Source organism: Pseudoalteromonas luteoviolacea NCIMB 1944 (assembly GCF_001625565.1).
GTDB classification, from domain to species: domain Bacteria; phylum Pseudomonadota; class Gammaproteobacteria; order Enterobacterales; family Alteromonadaceae; genus Pseudoalteromonas; species Pseudoalteromonas luteoviolacea_F.
Map to the genome: position 1 here is coordinate 72,131 of NZ_AUXS01000016.1, position 17,111 is coordinate 89,241.

Genomic DNA, 17,111 nt, shown 5'->3' on the forward strand with positions numbered 1-17,111 from the left:
GTTACAAGGCGCTGCCATCACAGTAACTAACTGCTTGCCATGCATCGTAAGGTCCCGCTCTATCAGGTGCAAAGTTATAGCTCCAATGATGCGCCTGATAAATCACCCCCTGATAGGCAACTTGCTGCCCAGGAGTTTGATATGCTACATCTTTTTGCCAATCGCGTGCTGCGCAGCCGCCAAACTCGTAACCTACCGTGATCGGAATGGAAAGCTCTCGCCCAAAGTCGGCTTCTAGTTGAGTTACGTGAGCATCGACTTCACCACTGTGGTGCAGTTTAATTTCGCCCTTGCCTTTTCGTTGGTTAAAAAACGGGAATGCGAGGCCGTCATGTTCGCTGTCATTAATTTTTAGCGTATAACATCCAGCAGGCACATCTAATGGCAGTGCATGCCAAGCTGTGTTCGAAAACGTTGGCCAGTGCTTTACAGTATTTTGGTCTCTATCAACTATGGATACGCTGGTTTCCGCCCCTTGTTTTCCCGATAACAAATGTAAGACGGCACTTTTATCTAGCGCAATAGGCGCCTTCATTTTCACTGTTTGAGCGTTATTAACGCCTTGTTGATCCGCGGCGCTTCGCACAGCAACAGTAAGTTCAGAACCATTGGCAGCAAACCTGCCCATGTATGCTGTCGCAAAGTTAATTTGCTTGGTTTCACCCGCAGGCAGTTCACCTTGCCAATAATATTGTTGTACCTTTTGCCCTTCAACCCCATAGTCAAACCAGAGTTCATCAATGTCAGAGTTTCCTAAGTTTTCAACTTCTACCTCAATCTCACCACAAGACATACTAAAGCGATCTGGCATCGCAGCGTTAGGTTTTAAAACTCGCTTAAGTGCAATATCTTCCTTGAGGTCATAATCACCATAAGTCACTAACAGCGCACTCACAATATACCGAGGAGCATCTTTCCCATATTGAGAAGGCTGCCAACTGTAAGCTTGCCAATCAAGGTCAAATAGAGAGTCTTGGTTGTCTGTAGAAACAGAAAAACTAAATGGCGTTATTGCTTCCCCTGGGCACCAATTTGCACGAGAAAATAAGTACGTTCCCCCCTGAGGAAAAGTTGCACTCTGATCGCAGGTATCACGCCATAAATTTTGTTTAACGACTAACTCACTGTCCTGACTGAGCGTGAAATAACGGTCGCACCACTCTCCACACAACTCTGCTTTACCTTCGGGGTTGTCATAAGATAGCGCGTGGCCGTGCGCCGACACTATCATCTTAATTTCAGCATGCTTTTCACCCGCTTCAAATGTCACTGTTTTAGCAGGTAGTAAATTGGCAAAATCCTGTGCCGTTTTATATGGCCAACCTTCGGAGCCCGATTCGTACAGCGGGATCACTCGTTTCACCTGTCGATTGTAAAAACCCGGTTGAGAAATTAGCTTTGCGCTCACACCAAATGCACTTTTTTTCGCGCCCCATCCGCCGTAATGCACATTAAATGTGCCTTCACCATTTAATACCGGAGCAAGGTGAGAAACATCAAAATAGTAGGTTCTTCGCCAGCTGCGGTCAAAACCGTGCATTCCTCTTTGCATGTAGCCCGCATAAGGCGTGATCAAACGCCCCATTTCATAGCGAGTGTCTCCTTGGTGCCACTCAAACCTCACGGTGTAATCCCAATCACTGCACCCTTGTTCAGCACACCCTAGTTCAAGTTCAAGCACATGTCGTCCACTGGGGTCTACTGGGGTTAAGTTGACAGCAAAACGGTGATCACCATGTTGAGTAAATGAGGTATATTCTGTCAATACTTGCGTTTTAGCCTCAGCCGCGAAGCTCAACCACGCAAGAAATACGTAAAAAATCGCTTTCATCACACAATCCTTGATTACAAAAAATTAACATAACCATACGGATTGCAAGAAAACATGTAAAGAGCAGCTGTTCCTTTTTTACCTAAATATTTAAATAATAATGGAAGGATTTTAAGCATCAAAAAAAGCCGCCTAACGGCGGCTGGTTGGAAACATCAATAAACAATTAACAAGGAATAAGGGAAAAAGTAAGAGCGCTTAGTCGAGTAATTTATTTGCGCCAATTGCGATTTTTCGCGGTTTCATAGCTTCAGGTACTTCGCGTTCTAGATCTATTTTTAGTAAACCATTTTCTAAATCTGCACCAATCACTTTAATGTGATCACCGAGTTGAAATTTACGTTCAAAGTTGCGCTCTGCAATGCCTTGATGAATGAACTTTCGTTCTGATGTGGCGTCTTTGTCTTGTTTCTCACCTTTTACGGTCAGCGTGTTATTTTCCGATTCAAGAGTCAGCTCCTGTTCGCTGAAACCTGCAACGGCCATGGTAATTTGGTACTTATCTTCGTCTAAGGCTTCAATATTATATGGCGGGAAACCCGACTGTTTTTCTGAACTTCTTTGCGCTGAGTCCATCAACGTTGCCAAGTGATCTAGGCCGATAAATGAACGATAAAGTGGTGATAAATCAACTGTACGCATAAGTGTATCCTCATAAAGCGATATAACGCCTAATTCACTCTTCGAGAAGCAGGAAATAGGCTTATTAAACAATATATTAAGTAAATTTCTGGCCCCTTACGGCGACCTCATAACTATATCTATGGACACACTGAAATGATTTCAAGAAAGAATACGAAAAAAAGTCACACTTATTCTTAATGCTTTGATTATTAAAGATTTAAAATAATCATTTTAGGAGCGCAACAGTGTCACGCTCTTTTTTTACTTTAAAATAGGGTCGCATCAGAGGGGGTCATGCTTTCTTTGAACAAAAAGCGTAACTCTTGTGGTGGCTTTTTCAAACTACCTAAAATTGCGCTTATCTTCTCTGCGTTATCACCAAACGCTTCGACCATGCCTATTAAATCATCACTTGAACTGGCTATGAGTTCATCCAAATCATTTTCGTCTTGAAGATCAAACTGTGAAATAAGACCCGAGTCAAACAGTTGCTGTTTAAGGTTTGTGTTTGATTTCGCCTTCGTGTCTTTTAAACTCGCCAAGATCTCTTTGTTCGTTTTTTCAATCGAGAGAATTTGCTCCACCATCTCAGCTCGTCGATTGAGATTGCAAATGGCAAGCTCCAGCGCATCCATAACATGCGCGCAAATGTCGCTTAACTCTCCAACGTTTTTAACCAATAAAATACTGCTTCGCCAGTTAAAAACCATAGGACCATGATCAAACTGATGGACACGCTCAAAGTCTTCATGGTGCAACAGTAACTCTTTCTCAAGCTTTGCAACGTTGCCAGATGTACTGCGAAAAAGTGTTCTGTCTTTAAAATGAACGACAGCACGAAGATCCAAACTCGACAACGTGTTGATAAAGATTTTTTGTAGTACTTCAAGATCGCTACAATAGTGGGTTGCTTGCATAAATAACCCAATGGTTTTCATGCTGGCATTTTGTCTTTGTAAATCCAGCAATAAGCACTCTTTTTCAGCAATGTCGGCATGGGCTTCAAAATAGTCATGATCAGCCTCTAGAATTGCCACAACCTTGCTTTTAAGCTCTTCTGGGTGAGTTGTTTTGCACACATAATCGTTTGCCCCAATTTCAAACGCTTTTAAGCGGCAGTCTGACGAAGACAAATTGGATATAAAAACGATGGGTGTATGCCGCAGGTGCTCTATTTTCCTAAGCTCAGAACAGGTCGCATAGCCATCCATACCTGCCATCACAATATCTAGTAAAATGACATGGGGTTTTAACTCAATGGCCTTTTTTAAGCCTTCTTCACCACTGGATGCAACACTGACGTCATATTCCGCGAAAACCTGTGAGAGTAAAGTACGATATGTGTTGTCATCATCAATTACTAAAATTCGGACGCTCATCCCAACTCCAATTCATTGTTGCTTTCTCACAATATAGACGTTAAACGACACTCCGTTACAATTAGCCCACAATTATTTAAAAAAAAGGGCTGCAAATGCTGCAACCCTTTGGTCCCTCTACGGAGAGTGTGAAAAATGAATTTTTACCCTTGATATTAAAATTGGATATTCATACCTGCGTACACATACCTTCCAAGTGTGTCATACGTGTACGGATCGGTATTTGAATCATTGTTTCCTGAGTAATAAGGAGGTTGCTTGTCAAACAAATTATTGATCCCACCTGTCAATTTGATCGTATCGCTCACAAAGTAACTTCCTGAAATATCGTGATAAACCATACTTGGCGTACTCGGAGCGTAGCAACTACTTGGATCCTCTAGACAACTAAAGCTATCCATACCAGATAAGTAACGTACTTTGTAATTGGCACTCCATGTCTCTGCTTTTACCGCCAACGACAAGCTCGATTTAATATCCGCATAGCCGCCCAAGCCGGAAGTGATCAGCCCGGAGTAGTCGACCGTTTCTCCTGCCATAGTTACTGTGCGCTCTTTCAAGATTGATGTGTCCCAACCAGCGCGCCAGTTTAAACCTGCAGCATCAAAGCTATAGGCGACATTGACATCATAACCTTGCGTTGTTTCGTCACCAATATTTTGCAACTGGTTGTTAAACGTCGCTTTGCCATTAGAGATTTGCATGTTGGCTGAAGCACATACCGGCGAACTTTGATTGATCAAACCACCATTACTATCAACGCAATTGTCGATGATGTACTGGTTATTAACTTCACTAATCGCATTGGTAATTGCAATGTCGTAGTAATCTAAAGTCAGTGACAGACCTTCAATAAAACCCGGCTCGTACACTAAACCAAAGGTCAAAGTGTCTGCTTCTTCAGGCGTTAAGTTGGCGTTACCCCCCACTATCACTTCAGCTTGACTGTCTAACAGAGGATGAGAGATCTGCTCAAACGATGGCGATTTACCGCCGTACAATTCATCCACTGTAGGTGCTCGAAATGCCGTTGATTTCACACCTCTAAACATTAACTGATCATTTAATTTCCAAGTAAATCCAAGCTTCCAAGTAGAGTCACTACCAAAGCTGGAGTAATCAAATGCTCTGATTGCAGCGCTCAGATCTAGGTTTTGCGCAAATGCTTTGTCCGCCAAAACAGGAATAGCAAACTCAACAAACGCTTCATTCACATCGTATGAACCACTGGTTGGTTCAACTTTAGGGTCGTTGGCGAGACCTTGTGAGGTAAGTGAATCTGGCGTATACCAAGCTTTTTCTGTGCGCTTTTCAATACCTGTTGCAAAACCTAAATAGCCTGCTGGCAACTCTATAATATCTCCAGCCAAAGATGCACTGAAGTTCAACATTTGGCTGCCACCCGTATTTTGCTCTGTATACAAGTAATCAGTCATATTGTCTGCTGACCAAGACGCCTGATCGAGTGGGTTAAAATTACCCAGTTCTATGTCTTCGGTTAAACTGCCAATGTTGTGCAAATTTGATAGTTGGTCAACAGAGTCATTGCGACCAAAATTAACTGCAACATCCCAACTCCAATCATTATCTAGTATGCCTTCAACACCAACAACCGTTCTCACTGTGTCAACGACCTGTGAGAAGTCTCGTGTGCCAGTGTCTGTCATACGACGACGATAGTGAACTGTATCGCCATACTCTGCACCATGCTCTAATAAATCATCCCCCATCGCTTCAGTATAGGTAAAATCAAACCATACTGGTTGCGGTGCCATTTGTTGCTCAGACCACCGCTTGGAGTACATTGCTTCAGTGAACAATGTGGTATTGTCACTTAATTCATAATTTATAACGCCAGTCAGGTTTAACCTCTGCATGGGAGTGTACAAATAACTATCTGAAGCATAATTGTAAGGGTCCGTTTCTGGATTATATTCAGCATAATTCCCCTCTTTGTCACCCTGTAACTCTTTTCCATTCTCAAGATAAAGGTGACCGTTTGGCGTGATTGTTGAACCACCACATGTTAGCGATTTGCCCCCGTCAGTCTCACTTAATGGGCATGAAGAAAAGTCTCTGTCTGCTTGACTCGCAGATCCACGCTCCATGTATTGAACGCCAAATACCATGTTGCCTTTGTCAAAACTCGTACCCACTGTCAGGTCGATATTGTGCTGCTCTGCATCTCCCTCACCAGATAAGCCAGTCTGAGCATTGAGTTCTGCGCCTTCAAAATCATCTTTTAAAATGATGTTTACAACACCTGCTACGGCATCAGTGCCATAAACCGCAGAAGCACCGTCTTTTAACACTTCAATATGCTTGATCATGGCGACCGGAATAGTATTTAAGTCCACCGTTGACGCAGCCCCAGTTCCTGAATTGATCATTCTACGGCCATTGACCAACACCAGTGTTCTCTGTGCCCCTAACCCACGTAAATTGATGCTCGCGTTTCCGCCTGAACCATTGTTTACTCCGGGGTTAGTCATGGCCCCTGCCGCAGCTGTGATGTCTTGTAAAACATCATCGATCGTCACGGCACCGCTCGCTTGGATAGCATCAGCACCAATAAACGTGACCGGGCTGGCAGTTTCCATATCAGAGCGTTTAATACGAGAGCCTGTTACTTCTATTTTCTCAATTTGTGCGGCCTGCTCATTTGCAAATACAGGGGAGATTGCGCCTCCTGTCGACATTGCTATCGCTATACTGATCGCGGTTTTCTTCATAGATACTTTCCTAAATTGATGTTGGTTTTACTTGCCATGGCGCTTAACTCGACATTAGAGCGAGAAAAATGAATGAAAAATTAATAAAAGCGCAATAAAAACTCACCTAACAATGTTTACTCGCAAAATTGCCACGCTTTTGAATTTAAAACCATTTAAAATGATAAATATCAACAACTTAAAAACATTGAAAAGATAGGAAAAGATGCGTAAAGATGCGTTTTCGGTTGTAAATCAATGTTACTTTCACTATTTACAAGGTGAAAAATGAGATTTTAGGCCGAAAACAAATGCAATATTCACAACAGTTGAACATTCGAAATTGAGCGTTTTTTAATTTTGACAACAAATCATCCAAGCGTAAAAAAACAGAATTATAAATTATTTAATATCAATCAATTAGGTGATATCAGAACAAAAAAGTTAAAACTCTTTAAAAAAATGTGAAATAAAAGAAAGCAGTACTGGGTCTTGCTTAGTGTCACTCAATTAAGGAGAAATTAGCCATGACAACTTTAAGTAAACCAGCAACTTACTATCCAAATTATGAGGTAAACGCCGATGACATCATGACAGTTATCGAGATTTGCCACCCCGACAGCCCTTACAAAAAACGTGCTTTTGATATGATCCAAAATGCACAAGTAAAAAAAAGACACCTCATCATGCCTTTGACAGATGTTGTCAAACAAGGTGACTTTGGAGAGCGGGCAAAAGTATACCAAGATGCAGCCATCGAAATGGCTGAAAATGTCGCCCGTGAAGCTATCCACAATGCCAGACTCAACGTGGATGAAATTGATATGGTTATCGCCACCTCTTGCACTGGATTTATGATGCCATCTTTAACTGCGCACCTTATCAACCGCCTATCACTTAGACCTGATACAAAACAGATCCCAATAGCACAAATGGGCTGCGTTGCTGGCGCCTCTGCAATTGGCAGAGCATTTGAATATTGTGAACACCGACCTGATAGAAACGTACTAATTGTGTGCGTTGAAACGTCATCACTGTGCTTTCACAAAGAAGCTGGCCGCCTTCAAGATTTTATCAGTAACTCACTATTTGCCGATGGCGCTGCCGCTGTTGTTATGCGCGGAGACGATCAGATTTCAGGGCTGCGGCTAACTCACAACCAAAGTGTCACAATTGAAGACACCATGCCCTACATCGAATACCAACTGACCGACAAAGGATTTAAGTTTTCTCTGGACAAAGACGTGATGCATTCAATTCCGCATGTTGCGCCTTACTTGCAGTCATTTTGCAAAGACAAATTGGATATCGATGCCAATAATGTCGACAATACGATTTTTCATACTGGTGGACGGCGCATATTAGATGAACTAGAGCGCTGCTTAGATCTGGCACCTGAAAAGGTTAAACACTCACGAGCATGCTTGGCAGAAACAGGCAATACTTCGAGTGTTGCCGTAATCGACGTGCTGCGCCGAACTTTTGAGCATGCAACCAAAGGGGATACCAGTTTACTTGCTGCATTTGGACCTGGCTTCACCTCAGAGATGAGCGTAGGAGTATGGCAATAAGCAAACAGTAAAGTGAAGACGGGCGATAAGCCATTTTACTCATCAAACTGAGCTAAATGGCTTGCCATATTCGTCATGCATCTTCTTCAATTTTCAATAGTAGTGCTTTGATGCCGTCTTTTGCGTTTAAAATATGGCATTTCAAGTATTCACACGCGCCGTCAATGTCTTTGTCACGACATAATTGCAACAACTGCCTGTGTTCTTCGGGCGCAGTGTTAATACCGCCAGCCAATAAAATATGCATACGCACGTAACGTTCAGAGTTTTTGCTGTAAACAGCAACGAGCTCTCTTGTTTGAGGACGATTTGCGCGCCCATACAACTTGTTGTGAAACTCTGTATTGAGCTTGCCTGTCGCTAACTGAGAATCCCCCGCTTCAACGGCGTCTTCTAAATCGGCTAAAATCGCTTCCGCTTCCAATAGATCGCGGTTGGTTAAATGCGTGATTGAGTGTCGAAGTAATTCGGCTTCTAACAAGGCACGTAAATCAAATATTTCATCAATTTGATCGGCACTTAAGCTCGTTACCGTTGCGCCTTTATGCGCTTCAAAATTCACTAAGCCTTCCGCTTCTAATTGCAGCAAAGCCTCACGAACTGGAATACGGCTTACATTAAGCTCTTCGGCGAGTGCAGCTTGACGCAACGGCTCTCCAGCTTTAATTTCACCGCTTAAAATTTTGTCTCTAATCGCTTCGGCAACAAGTTGAGTTCTAGTTTTATGTACAATCGCCATAGGGTTAATCAAAAATTTACAGTGGCTTACATTATACGTAGCTAAATCTAAATTGCACGTGAGCCACACTTGAACTTTGTTAAGTTAATCCAATAGTAAAATCTACTTAGTAAAAAAGTAGACTTTACTGAGTAAAAATAGTTACCTACCCCTACTTTACTATTGGTCACCTTGCACACATAACGGACGTAAAAACCTCGTCATTGCTTTAGTGCCAACGGAAGTACTTCGTACATCCGTGGAGGAAGGGAAAGGTCCGCCATGATTCATAGACATACACACTTCTACACCGGTAGGTGCTTGACTGTATATAATACGCCCGACTTTATAACTCAATGCCTCAATCAACGCGGCTTGCTCCTTCAGCTCTTGAGTTTCACCGTAAATACTTGCCGTCAATTGACCTGCTAACCCGTCAATGGCCAGCAATAGTTCATCATAACTTCTGTATTTCACAAGTAAGGCGCAAGGTCCAAACACCTCTTCCTGCAGGTCCGCACTTTTCAAAAACTCTTGTATATCACAGCAATACAAATGTGCAGACGCATGATAATCCTTCGTTTGTGGTCCTTTTGCGAGCAGCGACACTGCGTCATGAGCAGTCAGCGCAGCAATGCTGCGATTGAAAGCCTGTAAAATTCCCGGTGTGAGCAAAGTATCCGAAGGTGTAGCTTCGATCGCTGTAGTAGCAGCTTCAACCAAATTGTCATCTTCACTCGGTACAAACCAAACGCCTGGACTTGTACAAAATTGTCCATGACCCATTGCCATAGAGCTCACCAATTGAGTCGCTAACACGCCACCTTGTTTTTGGCTGTAATCTTGTAAAACAATTTGTGGGTTTACGCTTCCTAGTTCGCCATAGAAAGGGATTGGCTCTACCCGCTGATGAATTGTTTTAAGCAGTGCATTTGCCGCACCTAAAGACCCTGTAAACCCTACCGCTTTAACAATAGGCTCGCTCACCAATTGATGAGAAATCTTGTGTTCACTGCCTTGTAGCATAGAAAACAAGCCGTCAGGCATGGCACACTTTTCAATTGCACTGGCTATTGCTTTGGTCATTAATTCATTCGTTGCAGGGTGCGCTGGATGGGCTTTAACAATAACCGCACAACCAGCCGCAAGGGCTGAAGCGGTATCACCACCTAGGGTTGAAAATGCATAGGGGAAATTTGATGCACCAAAGACGGCAACAACCCCAACAGGCAAATAAGTCAACGCCGTTTTAGGTTTTGGAATTGGCGCTCTTGTCTCGTCACCTTCTTCTGCACAGCTCAGTTTCAACGGAGCTAAATCTTGCTTTAATACATCAGCAAATACGCGTAACTGATTTACCGTACGCATGCGCTCACCTTCAAGGCGCTGACGAGGTAAATTGGTCTCTAACATGGTGGTTTCAATAAGAATATCACCAAGCGCTAAGATCTCATCCGCGATGGTATTTAAAAATTCGCTACGCTGCTGATTTGGAATACTTCGATATTGTTTAAAAGCTGCGTGCGCTGCATCAGCAGCCTGTGAAATTTGCTCGCCCGACACTTCATAAAAGCGAGTCGGTAAATATTCATTAGTGCCAGGACAAAACCCTTGAAAAACGTCATCACGGTTGTTTTCAAGCCACTGTCCAGCAATATAACTCAAACCTGTAAATGTCATGATTGCCTCCTGTTTTTTTGATGTGTGCACAAAATAGTTAGATCACTTGAAACCCAAATGCATAGGGGTCATCGTCGTCAACGGTTATACAATTGGTCCCCGTTCGAATGGCCCAGCCCTGAATACTCGGACGAATTGCAGCTTTGCCTGCAACTTCGGTTACCTCTTCTATTCGGCCGATAAACTGGCTACCTATGTAGCTTTCGTGGATAAATTCTTGTTGCGGATGCAGCTGTCCCTTTGCAAATAGTTGAGCCATACGTGCGCTTGTGCCAGTGCCACATGGCGAGCGGTCAATGGCTTTATCTCCGTAGAAAACCGCATTGGCCGCTGAGGAATTTGGTTTTTGAGGTTTACCAGTCCAAAGTACATGAGATGCGCCAGATACACTTGGATCTTCCGGGTGGATACAATCAACTTTTGCGTTGACCGCTGCCCTAACCTCACGACTTAGCTTTATTAACGTATCGGCATCTACTTGCTCAGTGCCTTTGAAGTTTGCTTGAGGCTCAACAATAATATAAAAGTTACCACCATATGCTACATCGACCACTAGCTCTCCCAGCCCCGATACTTCAATCGCCAATTCAGAATGAGCTAAAAATGCAGGGACATTTAATAATTTTACCCATTTCACCTTGCCCTCGCTTTGCTCATACTCGGCATTAACTCTCCCTGCAGGCGTGTCGATTTTTACCGTTCCAGGTTGCTTGGGATGAAGTAAACCCTGCTCAAGCGCGAAAGTTATGGTACCAATGGTGCCATGACCACACATAGGTAAGCACCCAGAGGTCTCAATAAAGAGAATACTGATGTCTCCATCTTCAGTGCAAGGTGGGTAAAGAAAAGCGCCCGACATCATATCGTGACCTCGAGGTTCGAACATCAAGGCTTTTCTGATCCAGTCATACTCGGCTAAAAAGTGCTGCCGCTTGTCAGCCATTGTGGCCCCCTTTAAATTCGGGTGGCCACTTGTGACAAGACGTACAGGGTTACCACAAGTGTGGCCATCAATACAAAAAAATGTACCCCTGTTCATGTCGATATTCCTTAATCAAGCTTATATTTGCTTAGGTCAATACGATTAGTGATTGCTTCATCATACAGACGACTCACATAAGCCTTGTCTTCTTGACTCAAAGTCAAACGTGGCGCACGGGTTTTCTCGCTACCACGTCCTGCAAGCTGTTCTGCATACTTGATGCATTGCACCAATGTTGGGATCGTATCTAAACGCAGCAATGGTAAGAACCAACGCCACAACTCTCTGGCTTCTTCGTATCTACCTTGTTGAGCAAGCTTGTAAATCGCCACTGATTCACGCGGGAATACATTGGTCAAACCTGAAATCCAACCTGTTGCACCTAGCATTAAGCTCTCTAAAGCAATGTCGTCTACACCGCCAAATACGACAAAGCGATCGCCAAATGCAGCAAATAGCTCGCTAATGCGGCGAGTATCTTCAGTGGCCTCTTTAACCGAAACAATATTTGCTTCTTGAGCAAGTGTACGCATACCCTCAATCGAAACATCAACACCATAGGTGATTGGGTTGTTGTAAATCATAATGGGCAATGCGGTAGAACGTGCTACTTGCTGATAGTGATAAATCGCTTCTCGCTCGGTAGAGCGATACACCATGCCGGGCAACACCATAAAACCGTCAATTCCGATTTCTTCAGCATCCTGTACAAATTCAACTGCGAGCGTAGTTGTTGTTTCAGCCACACCTGAAATTAAGGGTACGCGACCAGCCACAACTTCTTTTGCCATGGTCAAAATTTGTCGCTTTTCTTCTGCACGCAAAGAGCAATTCTCACCCACAGTACCCAAAACAATAATGCCGTGTACCCCTTCTTCGATCAGTGAATTGATCATCGATTTGGTCGTGTCAAAGTTAATCGATTCGTCATCATTAAACTGTGTGGTTACCGCTGGGTAAACCCCCTGCCATTCTACATTCATGGTTTTTCCTCTGTTATCGTTCTTGCTTTTTACTATAGGTATATTGTATACAATAATCAATATTCTATTTTAGGAAATTTCATAATGTCAGAGAAAAACCATGAAAATTAAATCTAACACATTGATACATATAAATTTATTTTTTTGCGTTAGCAATAAGCATTACTTTTAAGCGATAGATGCAATTTAAAATGAGGGTAAAATAATGACCAAAAATAAAAAAATTGCAGTGATCGGAGCAGGAATTGTCGGGTTGTGTAACGCGCTTCAGTTACAGCGACACGGTTATCAGGTTACTCTGTTTGATCCCAATGGGATTGGCACAAAATGCTCAATCGGAAACGCTGGACATTTTGCAACCGAGCAAGTTTTTCCACTTGCAGATAAAGCCTTACTTGGCAAATTGCCAAAAATGCTCATGGATAGTTTGAGCCCATTGAGAATTGATTCGCGCTATATCCTTAAAGCATTGCCTTGGTTTGCAAGGTTTTGCGCCAATATGCCAACAGAAAAATACCGACTAAACAGCACGGCACTCAAGGCTCTTAACACCCCCGCCCTCGATTCATACAAACGATTACTGGGCGACAGCTTTAATGATCATATTAAACTCAATGGTAGCCTATTAACTTTTGAAAATTTCAGCCTCAGGGAAGTTGAAAAGGTGTATCACACTTATTCATCTAACGGTGTAAATGTCGAACTGCTTGGTAGACAAGCGGTGCATACTTTAGAGCCCCAGCTGAGTGATCTGGTCAATTATGCATTGCTGTTTAAAGATGTTGGGCACACGCCAGACCCTCATCAGTTATCTCTTTGTATTTACGATATGTTCGTAAATCTTGGCGGGGAGTTTATAGAACAAGCAATTACTGAAATAAACGTCCAGAGCAACTCAGTTGATCTCACAACACAGCAGAGCGAACATAACCAGTTTGCCAAGATTGTGATCTGTACTGGCGCTTGGAGTAAAGACCTTTGTGCACAATTGGGATACAAGCTTCCAATTGAAGCGGAACGTGGTTATCACAATATGCTCAGCACACATGCGTTAACGCGACCTGTGGCCTCTGCTGATAGACAGTTTATCATGACCCCGATGCAATCAGGATTAAGGTTGGCTGGCACCGTAGAATTTGCCGGGTTGGATACTGCACCTCTTTACACGCGCGCCGCACGCCTACTCACCCACGCAAAAGCAATGCTCAAAGCCTTTGCAGATGTTGAGCAGGGCACCCATTGGATGGGCCCTCGACCATCATTACCCGACTCCCTACCTGTGATTGGGGCAGCCCCAAATCACCCAAATGTAATTTTTGCACTGGGTCATCAACACTTAGGATTAACACAGGCCGCTATCACCAGTGAACTCATCGCAAACGTAGTTGCAAAGCAGCCAACTGTATTTGATATTACTCCCTACAGCATTGCTCGCTTTCAGTGATGCTGGATTTTAACTAACTAGGATATATTTATGATAGGTATAGGTTTTCAAACTAAGCAGGCAGCCTTAGATAGCCTCAATGATATGACCGCTGGGGCGACCCCCATTACCGAAGCCGAATATCGCGCACGCATGCACAAAGCTCAAACTTATATGCGTGAACACGACATTGATGCTTTATATCTCAATGCTGGTACAAATTTAAAGTATTTCACCGGATTGAGCTGGTCAGCCAGCGAAAGGCTGGTTGGGGCTTTATTACCTGCAAATGGTGATGTCTGTTTTATCGCTCCCTATTTTGAACTTGGTACTATCAGCGATTATCAAGTTGTTCAAGGTAAAATTTATGCTTGGCAAGAAGAAGAGAGTCCATATCAACTGCTTGGCCAAGCTTTGTCAGAGTGTGGGATTGAACAATCTGCAACTCTGGCAGTCGACGAAAGCACAGCTTTTTTCACTGTTGACGGGATAGTAAAAGCTAATTCGCAATTGAATGTGATCAATGCTCATAAAGTTACTAGCCATTGTCGTATGCATAAGTCAGAGAATGAACTGGCCTTAATCCAGCGAGCCATGGATATGACCTTAGCTGTGCACCAAGCTGCAGCTTCAATGCTCCATGAAGGCATTACCACCACTGAGGTTGAAGCATTTATTGAACAAGCACATAAAAAGGTCGGCGCGCCGGGTAACTATTTTTGTATCGTGTTATTTGGTAAGGCATCTTCGTTCCCACATGGTGTCAAAGAACCACAAACACTTAAAAAAGGTGATGTTGTTCTTATCGATACTGGATGTAAGTTACATGGGTATCTCAGCGATATCACACGTACTTATGTGTATGGAGAAGCCACTGAGTTCCAACGTGAAATGTGGCAGCATGAAAAGCAAGCACAGTTGCAAGCATTTAATGCAGCGCAAATTGGCGCAACATGCGGTGATGTAGATCATGCAGCAAGAAGCTACCTCGCGGCGCAAAGCTTAGGGCCAGACTATCAGCTGCCCGGTTGCCCACATCGAACCGGCCATGGGATCGGGTTAGATATTCATGAACTTCCCTATCTCGTCAAAGATAATCCACAGGCGTTGGCACCGGGCATGTGTTTTTCAAACGAACCCATGTTGGTGGTCCCTGATGAATTCGGTATTCGTTTGGAAGATCACTTTTACATGACTGAGGCCGGAGCCAAATGGTTTACTGAGCCAAGCCATAGTATCGACGACCCATTTGGGCTAGAAAAATAAGCAAAAAGCTGCGAGTAGTGACTCGCAGCTTTCTAATATGACAATTAGTTTTGCTGCTCTCGGATCCCTTGTAAATTAACTTTACCCGAGCCGTCATCAATCAATTCAAATGACTGTGCATTTTTTACCGTAATACTGCCTGAGCCATCATCGACAGACACTTTACCCGACACATTTTCAACAACAATTTTCCCCGAGCCATCCTCGATAGAAACATCGCCTTTGACATCCTCCACAGAAACCTTACCAGAGCCATCATCAATAATAAGCTCACCCTGCACTCCTGAAACTTCAATGCCGCCCGACCCATCTTCAATTTCAAGTGCTACCAAGTTGTCAGAAACTTGAATAGAACCTGAGCCATCATCGATATACTTAATACTCACACCTGACACATCGAGTGAACCCGAACCATCTTTGATCCGAGTCACAAGTGACTTAGGCGCTGTTATCGATAGATGAATCAAAGTGTAATTAGTTCCGTGGTGACAGACATTGGACTTGAGTAACGCTTTACCGTTTGACTGCGTAAGATCCAAGCAGTAGTCATCACTTTCTTGAGATTGATAGATTTTTGCTGTTACGCTTATTTTATCCGTATCTGCACCAACTACACGTAACTCTCCTGCCCCAGCTTCTATTTTAAACTGGTCAATTTCTGCGACAGGCAAAGACAATGAAGTACTTTTTACAAACTCAAAGTCAGACGAGTAAAACTGGTGAGCCGACGCGTTAAGTGAACAAGCCGCCAATGCGGCCATCATGAATGCTTTCATCTTATGGTCCTTGTTGTTTGATATTTTTAACTTAAGACGCAGCGGATGAAAAAAAGGTTTAAACGCAGTGAGATTTTTTAGAAAACATATTAACTGTCAATGCTTCCAGCTCAAGTTGCAAGCTCGACTGGCTAATTCAGGGGGAGGGTTTGTGATACCGCTCGGAGTAAATTCGTTCACATCTTTGATACTATGCTGTTTTTGAAAGTCTACTGCTTGATAGACCACAATTTGTCAGCAATTTTTACCAATTTAATAAGCGTATTGAGCTTATTCGATTAGAAAAAATATTTAAATTATTTATTAGATTTCATTGAAATTAAAAAACGAAAAGGTATTAAAACTAAATATTAGCTTAAGAAAAACCCAAAGCGATGAAATAAAAACCAAATTATAAAAACAATCATTTTTATATTAAATTAGCCAGCAAGAATCATTTAAATGCATAAAATAATCCTTGCCCACTTATTAATTTTTTTAAATTATCATTTCCCAATAAAGGAGACTGGTTTACTTACAGCTAAAAGAGAGATTTATCTGGTAAGGTTCGCCCATTGAATCTTCAGCAATTCCGCCACCGATCCACATTGCAGTACCAACATCATCAACATGGCCCCCACCAAAAATAGACATACCAGCACCGGCTACTTCAACAGCTTCAGCGAGATTGCGATTTTTCAAATACTCTTGCTCAGGCATTGACCCCATATATGTGATCGTTTCATTGATAACATAAGCTTGTGAAGCACCATTCTCTGTACAATAGTGGTTAGCTTGGTCCAGCGCTTCTTTCCCCGCTTTCTCTCGAGTTTCTGCAGTTAAATTAGCGTAGTGCTTGCCATCTTCTGCTGGCCTTACATTGTTGTGATGTGCACACCCACTCGCCAAAACGGCAATCAAAGATACTGTCAAAAGTTGTTTCATTGTTTTCCCCAATCATGTTTGATGAACAAAGCATAGGCCAAGCCGCTGTGTGAATCAGTCAGGGAGTGTTTAAAAGTGTAATTCCTGCAACAAAAACTTTGACAATTAACCAAATTCGTAAAGTTTAGACTCAACCTTTACAAGCAAAAATTGCGCTTTTGCAGTGTTAGAACGCTTGATGAAAACCTTAACACGAAAGAATGATACCAAACTCGCAGTTACATAATTCAGTTCAAGACCAGT

General features: G+C 42.9%; 13 protein-coding genes. 3 read left to right on the forward strand and 10 right to left on the reverse strand.

Annotated elements, in window-relative coordinates; genetic code table 11:
* Position 1: 1 nt before the first annotated feature.
* The 4 genes from N483_RS05290 to N483_RS05305 all read right to left on the reverse strand — a co-directional run bounded on the left by N483_RS05290 (position 2) and on the right by N483_RS05305 (position 6,566).
* Positions 2–1,831: a peptide-N-glycosidase F-related protein gene (locus N483_RS05290; RefSeq protein WP_023402102.1), complete on the reverse strand. Its 1,830-nt coding sequence runs from the start codon at positions 1,829–1,831 to the stop codon at positions 2–4.
* A 198-nt stretch (positions 1,832–2,029) separates the two neighbouring features.
* A complete protein-coding gene (locus N483_RS05295; RefSeq protein ID WP_023402101.1) occupies positions 2,030–2,473 on the reverse strand; it encodes an Hsp20 family protein in 444 nt (147 codons plus the stop codon).
* 248 nt (positions 2,474–2,721) lie between these two features.
* Entirely contained in the window at positions 2,722–3,834 is a 1,113-nt protein-coding gene (locus tag N483_RS05300; RefSeq protein WP_023402100.1) for a response regulator, read from the reverse strand.
* 155 nt (positions 3,835–3,989) lie between these two features.
* On the reverse strand, positions 3,990–6,566 hold the full coding sequence (locus N483_RS05305; RefSeq protein WP_023402099.1) for a TonB-dependent receptor: 2,577 nt from the start codon (positions 6,564–6,566) through the stop codon (positions 3,990–3,992).
* Between the two features lie 506 nt (positions 6,567–7,072).
* On the opposite strand from N483_RS05305, the gene N483_RS05310 reads away from it, so the two are divergent.
* Positions 7,073–8,116 (forward strand): type III polyketide synthase, encoded by a 1,044-nt coding sequence (locus N483_RS05310; protein WP_023402098.1) that lies wholly within the window; start codon positions 7,073–7,075, stop codon positions 8,114–8,116.
* Between the two features lie 73 nt (positions 8,117–8,189).
* Here the strand turns inward: N483_RS05310 and N483_RS05315 are convergent, their stop codons facing one another.
* The 4 genes from N483_RS05315 to dapA all read right to left on the reverse strand — a co-directional run bounded on the left by N483_RS05315 (position 8,190) and on the right by dapA (position 12,479).
* Positions 8,190–8,855 carry a GntR family transcriptional regulator gene (locus N483_RS05315; protein WP_023402097.1) on the reverse strand — a complete coding sequence of 222 codons (666 nt, stop codon included), beginning with the start codon at positions 8,853–8,855 and terminating at the stop codon, positions 8,190–8,192.
* 159 nt (positions 8,856–9,014) lie between these two features.
* Entirely contained in the window at positions 9,015–10,514 is a 1,500-nt protein-coding gene (locus tag N483_RS05320; protein ID WP_023402096.1) for an aldehyde dehydrogenase (NADP(+)), read from the reverse strand.
* Positions 10,515–10,551: 37 nt separating this feature from the next.
* A complete protein-coding gene (locus tag N483_RS05325; RefSeq protein ID WP_023402095.1) occupies positions 10,552–11,553 on the reverse strand; it encodes a 4-hydroxyproline epimerase in 1,002 nt (333 codons plus the stop codon).
* An 11-nt stretch (positions 11,554–11,564) separates the two neighbouring features.
* Positions 11,565–12,479 carry a 4-hydroxy-tetrahydrodipicolinate synthase gene (gene dapA / locus N483_RS05330; protein WP_023402094.1) on the reverse strand — a complete coding sequence of 305 codons (915 nt, stop codon included), beginning with the start codon at positions 12,477–12,479 and terminating at the stop codon, positions 11,565–11,567.
* A gap of 205 nt (positions 12,480–12,684) precedes the next feature.
* Here dapA and N483_RS05335 point away from each other — a divergent pair, with 205 nt between their 5' ends.
* Entirely contained in the window at positions 12,685–13,923 is a 1,239-nt protein-coding gene (locus N483_RS05335) for an NAD(P)/FAD-dependent oxidoreductase (protein WP_023402093.1), read from the forward strand.
* Positions 13,924–13,953: 30 nt separating this feature from the next.
* Complete coding sequence (locus N483_RS05340; protein WP_023402092.1) at positions 13,954–15,168, forward strand: M24 family metallopeptidase; 1,215 nt, start codon at positions 13,954–13,956, stop codon at positions 15,166–15,168.
* Between the two features lie 44 nt (positions 15,169–15,212).
* Here the strand turns inward: N483_RS05340 and N483_RS05345 are convergent, their stop codons facing one another.
* Both N483_RS05345 and N483_RS05350 read right to left on the reverse strand, forming a co-directional pair.
* A complete protein-coding gene (locus N483_RS05345) occupies positions 15,213–15,944 on the reverse strand; it encodes a hypothetical protein (RefSeq protein ID WP_023402091.1) in 732 nt (243 codons plus the stop codon).
* A 510-nt stretch (positions 15,945–16,454) separates the two neighbouring features.
* Entirely contained in the window at positions 16,455–16,868 is a 414-nt protein-coding gene (locus N483_RS05350) for a hypothetical protein (RefSeq protein ID WP_023402090.1), read from the reverse strand.
* Between the last annotated feature and the right edge of the window lie 243 nt (positions 16,869–17,111).